Source organism: Gordonia sp. (in: high G+C Gram-positive bacteria) (assembly GCF_047606305.1).
In the GTDB taxonomy this organism is placed as follows: Bacteria; Actinomycetota; Actinomycetes; order Mycobacteriales; family Mycobacteriaceae; genus Gordonia.
Genome location: NZ_JASGER010000099.1, coordinates 1 through 7,877 on the forward strand (window position 1 = coordinate 1; position 7,877 = coordinate 7,877).

Below are 7,877 nucleotides of genomic sequence, written 5' to 3' on the forward strand. Positions count from 1 at the left end.
CGTCGGCCGGCGGCTACCCGTCGGGTTCGCCGCAGCCCGCACCCGGCCCGCAGCCCGGTGGCCTGAATCCGGGTGGCCCCAACCCCGGCGGCCCGGCCCCGGGTGGATACCCGGGCTCCGGCTATGGCGACCGCTTCGAGGGCGGGTTCTCCGACTACCAGCCGGGCTACCCCGGCGATTCGGATCTCCCGCCCGACCACCCCGGTCGTCACTCGCGCTGACCGTGAACACGATGAGGCCCGCCGTCCTTCGCGACGGCGGGCCTCATCGTTTCTCTCTGCTCAGCTCCAGCTGCGCGGGACCGCCCACGGTCCGTAGAAGTAGTAGTAATTCCGGTACTCCCGGCGCAGTTCTCGCCCGCGCCGGTCGTTGTCGGGCCAGTACTGCACCCCCGGACCGTGCGGATTGTGCTGGTGCGGGCCGCGCGGACCACCGGGGTTGCCCGGGTAGCCGGGATAGCCCGGGCCCCCCGGGTAGCCGGGGTAACCGGGATATCCCGGGTAGTCGGGGCCGCCGCGGTGGTGGCGATGGTGGCCTCCACGCGGACCACGGTCACCGCGGGGCCCGTGATCACCACGAGGGCCACGCGGCCCACGATCACCACGGGGCCCGGAGTTGCCCCGGTCGCCGCGCGGACCGTGATCGCCCCGCGGACCGCGGTCACCGCGCGGACCGTCGCCGCGCGGACCACCGTTCTCACGGTCGCCGCCGCGCGGACCGGAGTCGCCGCGATCACCGCCGGGGCCGCTCTGGCCGCCAGGACTGTGATCGCCACCGCCGTGGCCGCTGCCGCCACCCTGGCCGCCGCCGGGGCCGCCCTGGCCCTGACCGCCGCCGGATCCCGGGCCAGAACCGCTCTGACCGCTTCCGCCGCCGTGATCGCCGCCGTCACCGGGGGCGGCATGCACGACACCGCCGCCCAGCAGCACACCGGCCGCCAAGATCGGTGCCGCGACTATCGCCGTACGCTTCCGAGTCTTCATTGGTCTTCCTCTCCCTCCGACCGCTTGTCGCGGTGGTCCTGCGGCGCCGCGTGCGGCGCCAACTCGACGATGCGCGGCGCCTGCGCGGCCAGCTCGGCATCGTGGGTGATCAAGATCGTGGTGCGCGAGGTCGCCAGCCGCAACATCGGCTCGAGGACGCGCTCGGTGGTGGCCGCGTCCAGGCCGGTCGTCGGCTCGTCCAGGATCAGCACCGGGGTGTCGCGCAGGAAGGCCCGTGCCAGGGCGATCCGCTGCCGTTGGCCGCCGGACAGGTTCGCCCCGGCGTCGCGCAGCTCGGTGTCGTACCCGTCGGGCAGCCCGACGATGAAGTCGTGCGCGTCGGCGGCCCTGGCCGCGGCGACGATCTCCTCGCGCGATGCGTCCGGACAGGAGAACCGGATGTTGTCAGCGATCGTGCCCCGGTAGATGGCGATCCGCTGTGGCAGCAGCGTGACGTGGTTGCGCACGTCCGCCAGCGGCTCGGTCGACACGTCGGTGCCGTCGATCAGGACGCGGCCCGAGTCCGGGTCGTAGAACCGCAGCAGCAGGTGGGTGACGGTGGTCTTGCCCGCACCGCTCGGCCCCACCAGGGACACGAACTCGCCGGGCTTGATGTCGAGGTTGAACCCGGAGAACACCTTCGTCCCCGAGTCGGGGTAGGCGAAGTCGACGTTCTCGAACGTGACCGGCACCCCGCCGGCGGTGTGCACCGGCAGCGGCACCGGGACCGGCAGCGGCGAGTCCGGATCGGTGTCGACGTCGTCGTCGGCGATCGCGACCGGTTCGTCGAGGACCTGCGCGACGCGCTCGGCGCTAGCGGTGGCGGTGGTGATGGAGACGGCGAGGTTGCCCAGTGATTGGATCTGCGGGTACAGCTGGCCGAGGTAGCCGGTGAGGGCGATCAGCTGGCCCAGGGTCGTGTTCCCGCGGGAGATCTGCCAGGCGCCCAGCACGAGGACGCCGAGCATGACGAACATCTCCACCAGGCCGACGGCCTGACCGTAGAGCTGACCCGCCTTGAGCTCGGTGATCCGGGCGCGCATCCAGTGCGCCGACTGTGCGCGCACCCGGCGACGGTCGGCGGGGCCCTGGTTGTCCGCCTGAATGGCCAGGGAGTTGTCGATGCCCTCGGCGACGAGGGCGCTGATCTTGCCGTTGGCGACCCGCTCCCGACGAGAGACTCGCTTGAGCACCACGCCGAACCACCGCGAGACGAGGGCGAGGATGGGCGCCAGGACGAAGGCGACGAGGGACAGCTGCCAGTCGGCCAGCAGCGCCGCGGTCGCGTAGACGATGACCGAGATGATCGCCAGGCTCGCGTCGACCACCGCCGACGACACGAGGTGCTCGGTCGACTCGACGTCGCCGCTGTGCCGGGCGATGAGGTCGCCGGAGGGGTACTTGCGCCGCACATGGGGCGCCAGCTGCTGGGTGTGCTCGTAGAGGTCGTCGCGCACGCGGGTGACCATGCGCTCGGCCACGACGCCGGTGGTCACCTCGCCGAAGTAGGAGGTGAGCACCCCCAGGAGGGTCACGCCCACCCAGATGCTCATCGGCCCGGGCAGGGCGCTCATGTCCTTCTTGACCAGGACCTCGTCGACGATCTTGGCGAACAGCGCGATGGTGACGACGTTGACGAGCAGGTCGACCAGCTGCAGGAAGATGCCGAGCACGAGCCAGCCGTAGAGGCCGTGCATGTAGGGGCGGAACCGGCGGATCGCGGCCAGCACGTGCAGCGGCGAGGCGGGGGGCACCAGCATCGCGTCCGGCAGCGGCTCGCCGTTGTTCTGCTGCCACCGCTCGACGTCCCAGGCAACGGCGTCGTCGCCGATGGATTCGTCGACCATGGCCTGCTCGGCCCAGTCGAAGTCCTCGAGGCCGTCCTCGTCGTACGGGCCGTTGGCACGGCCGGCACCGCGTCCGGACGGGAAGAAGCTCATGCGATTGCGGGCCATCGGATCCTCAAGGTCGGCGGGGCGCGGCCCCCCGATGGGACTGCGCTGGGGTCAAGCCTAGATAAAACTCGACCACCGGAGAATCAGGGAGTGTTCTCCGGTGGTCGAGCAAGGCCTCCCGAAGGAGGCCGAATCGGCTCAGAGCGAGCCGTAGTAGCGGCGCGGCGGGCCGTAGTAGCGGCGCGGGCCGCCGTAGCCGGGGCCGTACGGGCGGCGCGGGCCGTAGTAGCCCGGGCCGTAGGGGCGGCGCGGGCCGTGGTAGCCGCGCGGGCCGTAGTAACGGCGAGGACCGTAAGCGTCATTCTTCATTGTCATATCCCTTCGACAGGTTCCCGACCCTTGTGGGAGCCGAGCGGCATTCGCTGCTCGTGTCTCCGACGCTAATGGGTCGGGTGACCCAGATCCAGGGACTCCAGCGACCCTGACGGCAACCCACAGGCGGTTGCCAGGATGCGCCCGATCCGGGCGAAGGGGCTATCCGCCGAGGGTGAAGGGCTTGCCCCAGAGGACGATCTGGGCGCGCGTGGTCTCGGTCTCCACCTCGATGGTGAAGCGGGCGCGGGCCGAGGCGTGGCCGGCGCAGCCGTTCACGCGGAAGCCCTCCTGGCTGAAGGCGATGCCGCCGCGGTGGCCGCGGAAGGTGAAGGTGTTGACGTTGTAGCCGGTGTAGCTGGCGTTGCTGCCCGAGGTGGTCTGGATGATCGGCACCCAGCCGGCCTGGCCCGGGCCGATGTGCAGCGTGCCGCCGGCGGTCGCCGTCGGATAACCGTAGTTGTTGCCGCTGTTGTTGCCGCTGTCGACGCCGATCAGGTTGACCTGGCACCCGACGACGTAGCCGCCGTAGATGTTGCCGCCCTTGGCATTGGACTTGCCGCCGACGTTGGCGACGATCTTGCCCGACACCCACACCTCGCGACTGGTGCCGATGTTGGCGACGTTGCCCGGGTGGTAGCGGACGCCCTCGTCGTAGAGGCGGGCCTTGACGGTGGTGCCGTCGACGAGCTTGCGGCTCACCTCACCGCCGGGCAGGCGGCGGGCATCGGCGTCGGCGGTCATGGCTGCTGCAGTCGTCGCGGCGGCCAGCACGACGGCTGCGGCCGCCAGGGCGCGGCGGGGGGCCGCGGCACGAAGGGAGGTCATCTCGTCTTGGTCCTTTGAGTCAGGCGAATCAGGCGAGGCTGAACGGCTTGCCGTAGAGGGTGGACTGGATGGCGCCGCTGTTGCCGCTGAAGGTGCCGTTCTCGCTGCTCGGGTTCTCAGTGGCGAGGACCTTGATGAAGGAGCGGGCCTGGGCGAAGCCGCCACAACTCTGCACGGTGATCTCGACGCCGGAGAGCTGGAGGTTGACGACCTTCTTGTAGAAGTTCTTGTTGAGCGCCTGCACGACCTGGATCTGGCCGGGCTGCAGCGGGAAGGAGACGGTGCCGTTGATCAATGGCGATACGCCCCCGCTGATACCGGAAATACCCGCACTGAGGCCCATGTCGAGACCGCCGACGTTGACCTGACAGCCGACGAGGTAGCCGACCTGGACGTTGCCGCCGCCTCGGTTGACCCGGGCGCTGTAGATGCCCGAGACCCGCGCCGAGCGGCCGAAGCCGTTGCGGGCCTCGCTCGGCTGGGCGAACACGTGCTCGTGGCTGCGCTTGAGGGTGACGACCTGGCCATCGATGCCCGTGGACTTCTTCTGGCCGCTGGGCAGGCGGAGTGCTTGCGCATCCCCGGCCCCCAGGCTCAGGCCCGATACCGCCACGGCGGCCGCGGTGGCCAGCGCCACCGCCACACCCGTCGTCCGCGACGGCTGACGCTTCTGGAACATCTTCACCCTTCTGCACCGATCATGACCCGCTCGCACACTGCGCCACCGGGCTGATTGGCAATCCAAACGTCGTAAGAGTACCTGCAGACCTGCTCACGAGTGGTGAGGAGGTCGATTCTCCCGATACCAGTCGCCGCCGTGCCCGCCGGTGCGGGGCGCCTCCGGATCGGGCGACTCGTCGCCGAACACCGCGTCCAACCGCGCCCGACGACGCCACCGCGGCTCTGCCGACGCCTCATCGGCGGAGTCGGTGACCGGTGCGGGCTCGTCGGACATGGCGGTCAGAACTCGGTGATGTCTTCGATGACGTGGTGGGCCAGCATCGTGATCGTCGCCATCCCGTCGCGCACCGCCGAACGGGAGTCGGCGAGGTTGACCACGAGGGTCTGCCCCGAGATGCCGGCCAGGCCGCGGGAGAGCCCGGCGTCGGTGGCACCGGCGGCCAGGCCCGACGACCGGACCGCCTCCTCGATGCCCGGCAGCCGCCGGTCCAGCAGCGGCTCGGTGGCCTCGGGGGCGACGTCGCGGGCGCGCACGCCCACCCCGCCGACCGAGATGACCACGTCGACGCCGCCGATGACCGCGGTGTTGAGCGCGTTGCGGATCTCCACCTCGTCGCCGGAGACCACGACGGTCGCATCCACGTGGAAGTCGGCTTCCTCCAGGAGTTCGCCGACGAGTCCGCCCAAGCCGTCGGAGTCGCGGTGGTCGTCGGCCACCACGACCACCAGGGCCCGCGCCATCGTCGACTCGCGCTCCTGCGCCGTCGCGGCGGCGCGCGCGGCCGCGTCGGCGACCGAGTCGTCGCCGGTGTCGTCGAACGCCGTGGTCGTCGTCATCGCGGCTCCTAGTTCGTCGGGAGGGTCTTGAGCTTGACCTTGGCGGTCGCCGGCTTGCCGTCGGCCGTGTACTCGACATCGACGACGTCACCCGGCGCAAAGGCGCGCACCGCGGCCACGAGGTCGTCGGCGCTGGTGATGTTGCGGCCGCCGAGCTTGTGGATCACGGCCCCGTCGGGGATCCCCGCCTCGGCCGCCGCGCCACCCTTGACGACGCCGCGCACGCGGGCGCCGGTCTGGGTCTGATCGGTCGGCGAGGCCGGACCGACCGAGACACCCAGGCTGGGGTGGTCGGCCTTGCCGGTCGAGCGCAGCTGCTCGGCCACGCGGATCGCCTGGTCGATCGGGATGGCGAAGCCCAGCCCGATGCTGCCGGAGGCGCGCTGGCCGCCGTTGGCGTCGCGCCCGCCCATGGTGGCGATCGCGGTGTTGATGCCGATCAGCGCGCCGCGCGCGTTGACCAGCGCACCGCCGGAGTTGCCGGGGTTGATCGCGGCGTCGGTCTGGATGGCGTCGATGACCGACGTGTTGTCGCCGACCCGCGAGGTCGACACCGGCCGGTTGAGGGCCGAGATGATCCCGGTGGTGACCGTGCCGGCCAGACCCAGCGGCGAGCCGATGGCGATCACGTCCTGGCCGACGGCAAGGTTCTTCGACGTGCCGACGGTGATCGGCTTCAGGTCGGCCTTGTTCTTCACCTGCAGGACCGCGATGTCGGAGATCTCGTCGGCGCCGCGCAACTCGGCGGGCGCCCGGGTGCCGTCGTGGAAGATGACGGTGATCGTCGGCTTCGCCGCACCGCGCGTGCCCAGGGCGACGACGTGGTTGTTGGTGAGGATGGTGCCGTCGGCGTTGAGGACCACGCCCGATCCCTCGCCGGACTGGTTGCCGATGGTCGCCATGATGGACACGACCGACGGCAGCGTCTTGGCCGCGACGTCCTGCACGCTGCCGGCCGGAGCGGTCGGCACCTCGGCCTTGGGCTGGCCGTCGCCGGAGCGATCGCCGCCCACGGCGGGCGTCGAGTCATGGCGGTCGATGTTGGCACCGACCACCCCGCCGACGCCGCCGGAGGCGAGCGCCAGGACGACCGCACCGGTGGCCAGGGCGACCTTGCGGCCGCCCTTCTTGGACTGCTTGGCCGGATCGACCGGCACGCCCTGCGGCGGCGGGTAGCCCACCGGACCGCCCAGGTGGGGCGGCGCCGCGGGCTGCGGTCCCGTCGCGGGGGCCGACGCCGGGAAAGCGGACGGCTCGGCGTGCGGGGCACCGCCCTGCGGGGCGCCCGGGGCGTTCCACGGGGCGGCCGGGGTGTCCTTGCCGTCGCCCTGCCACGGCGAGTTGGGGTTGGGGGGTTGCGTCACTGCGCTGCCTCTCGGGTATTCGGTCTCTTCACCTTACTGACGAACAACGACGCGCGGTGGTTCCACCGCTATCGGGTGTCCCGGGAGCGTCATCGTGATCAGCGCGCCGCCCAGGTGCGATTGGCCCGCGGTGACGGTGCCTCCGATGCGCTCGACGACCTGCCGCACGATCGCCAGCCCCAGCCCCGAACCGGGCATCGAGCGGGAGTCCGCGGCGCGGTAGAAGCGCTCGAAGACGAGTTCGCGGTCCTCGGCCGGGATCCCCGGCCCCGCGTCGGCGACCGTCAGCTGGGCCGAGTTCACCGCGGTCTGGCGCAACCGCACCTCCACGCGATGTCCGCCGGGCGACCACTTGGCCGCGTTGTCCAGCACGTTGAGCACCGCGCGCGACAGACCCGCGCTCTCCCCGAACACGTACCAACTCTCGGCGTCGACGACGAACTCCACGTCGTTGCGGCGCCGGCGCACCCGTTCCAGGCTGCGTTCGATGATGCCGAGCATGTCGACCTCCTCGTGCACGACCTGGGGCGCCTCCTCGCGGGACAGGTCGACCAGGTCGCCGACGAGGGTGGACAGCTCTTCGATCTGGGCGACGATGTCGCTGCGCAGCTCGATCATGTCGGCCAGCGGCACGGCCGGCGCGCCCGGTTCGGAGGAGGCGATGAGCAGTTCGACGTTGGTGCGCAGCGAGGTCAGCGGCGTCTTGAGTTCGTGGCCGGCGTCGGCGACCAGGCGGGCCTGCTTCTCGCGGGAGTTCTGCAGCGCCGCGAGCATCGTGTTGAAGGACTCGGTGAGCCGGGCCAGCTCGTCGTTGCCGGTGACCGGGATCGGATCGAGGACCTCGGTGCGCGCCACCCGCTCGGCGGCGCGGGTCAGCCGGGCGACCGGGCGCAGGCCGGTGCGGGCCACCGTCGTGC

9 protein-coding genes and 1 pseudogene are annotated in these 7,877 nt (G+C 71.3%); 1 reads left to right on the plus strand and 9 read right to left on the minus strand.

What is annotated here, in order from left to right; genetic code table 11:
• A pseudogene (locus tag QM634_RS13630) lies at window positions 1-221 on the plus strand (large conductance mechanosensitive channel protein MscL); the annotation flags it as partial.
• A 60-nt stretch (window positions 222-281) separates the two neighbouring features.
• Here the strand turns inward: QM634_RS13630 and QM634_RS13635 are convergent.
• The 9 genes from QM634_RS13635 to QM634_RS13675 all read right to left on the minus strand — a co-directional run.
• A complete protein-coding gene (locus tag QM634_RS13635; protein WP_415043320.1) occupies window positions 282-983 on the minus strand; it encodes a hypothetical protein in 702 nt (233 codons plus the stop codon).
• On the minus strand, window positions 980-2,938 hold the full coding sequence (locus QM634_RS13640; protein ID WP_415043321.1) for an ABC transporter ATP-binding protein: 1,959 nt from the start codon (window positions 2,936-2,938) through the stop codon (window positions 980-982). The genes QM634_RS13635 and QM634_RS13640 overlap by 4 nt, the downstream gene beginning before the upstream one ends.
• A gap of 138 nt (window positions 2,939-3,076) precedes the next feature.
• A complete protein-coding gene (locus QM634_RS13645; protein ID WP_415043322.1) occupies window positions 3,077-3,247 on the minus strand; it encodes a hypothetical protein in 171 nt (56 codons plus the stop codon).
• 165 nt (window positions 3,248-3,412) lie between these two features.
• A complete protein-coding gene (locus QM634_RS13650; RefSeq protein ID WP_415043323.1) occupies window positions 3,413-4,078 on the minus strand; it encodes an MspA family porin in 666 nt (221 codons plus the stop codon).
• 28 nt (window positions 4,079-4,106) lie between these two features.
• The gene (locus QM634_RS13655) at window positions 4,107-4,757 is read right to left on the minus strand and encodes an MspA family porin (protein WP_415043324.1); all 651 of its coding nucleotides are present in this window, start codon (window positions 4,755-4,757) and stop codon (window positions 4,107-4,109) included.
• Window positions 4,758-4,850: 93 nt separating this feature from the next.
• Window positions 4,851-5,033 carry a hypothetical protein gene (locus QM634_RS13660; protein WP_415043325.1) on the minus strand — a complete coding sequence of 61 codons (183 nt, stop codon included), beginning with the start codon at window positions 5,031-5,033 and terminating at the stop codon, window positions 4,851-4,853.
• Window positions 5,034-5,038: 5 nt separating this feature from the next.
• Window positions 5,039-5,596 (minus strand): MogA/MoaB family molybdenum cofactor biosynthesis protein, encoded by a 558-nt coding sequence (locus QM634_RS13665; protein WP_415043326.1) that lies wholly within the window; start codon window positions 5,594-5,596, stop codon window positions 5,039-5,041.
• Between the two features lie 8 nt (window positions 5,597-5,604).
• On the minus strand, window positions 5,605-6,960 hold the full coding sequence (locus QM634_RS13670; protein ID WP_415043327.1) for a trypsin-like peptidase domain-containing protein: 1,356 nt from the start codon (window positions 6,958-6,960) through the stop codon (window positions 5,605-5,607).
• Window positions 6,961-6,993: 33 nt separating this feature from the next.
• The coding region (locus QM634_RS13675; RefSeq protein ID WP_415043328.1) for an ATP-binding protein at window positions 6,994-7,877 on the minus strand (884 nt) is incomplete at its 5' end.